The organism is Flavobacterium aquariorum (assembly GCF_003254745.1).
GTDB lineage: Bacteria > Bacteroidota > Bacteroidia > Flavobacteriales > Flavobacteriaceae > Flavobacterium > Flavobacterium aquariorum.
On the sequence record NZ_QKXH01000027.1, the window covers coordinates 1 to 707 of the forward strand.

Below are 707 nucleotides of genomic sequence, written 5' to 3' on the forward strand. Positions count from 1 at the left end.
CAGGTTATTCTGATGGCTTGGGGAGAAGGAAAATCGAACATCATAAAAGCCTCTGTTGAAGGCACGGTCACCAATCAAATACCAGCTTCCTTTTTGCAGGAACACAAAAATGCTATTTTCGTTTTGGACAAAGAGGCTTCCTCAAAACTTACAAGAATCAACACCCCTTGGTTGGTGGAAAAAATTGTTTGGACCGACAAATTAATCCGAAAAGCAGTTTTAGGACTGGCGCTTCATTTGAAAAAACCAATTTTAATGCTTACCGATGCGGATTATATCGAAAACGGTATGAGCGATTTATTAGCTGATTCAGGTCCAGCGTACGACATCAACATCAAAATATTCAACAAATTACAGAATACGATTACTGGATGGCCTGGAGGAAAACCCAATGCAGATGACTCGAACAGACCCGAAAGAGCAGAACCATCCAGAAAAAGAGTGCTTATTTTCAGTCCGCATCCCGATGATGACATTATCAGTATGGGAGGTACTTTCATGAGGTTGCAACAGCAAGGACATGAAGTGCATGTAGCTTATCAAACCTCTGGAAATATTGCCGTTGCCGATGATGAAGCCTTGCGATTTGCACGTTTTGTTTGTGATTACAATGAAAAATTTGGAATACAAAGTGCTGAAGCGGAGGATATCTATAAAAAGGCCGAAGCCTTTCTTAAAAACAAAAAAGTCAATAAAATTGACATTCC

General features: G+C 40.0%; 1 protein-coding gene. It reads left to right on the top strand.

The window, feature by feature from the left end:
* On the top strand, window positions 1–707 hold a 707-nt coding region (locus DOS84_RS18835; RefSeq protein WP_207802083.1), incomplete at both ends, for a PIG-L family deacetylase.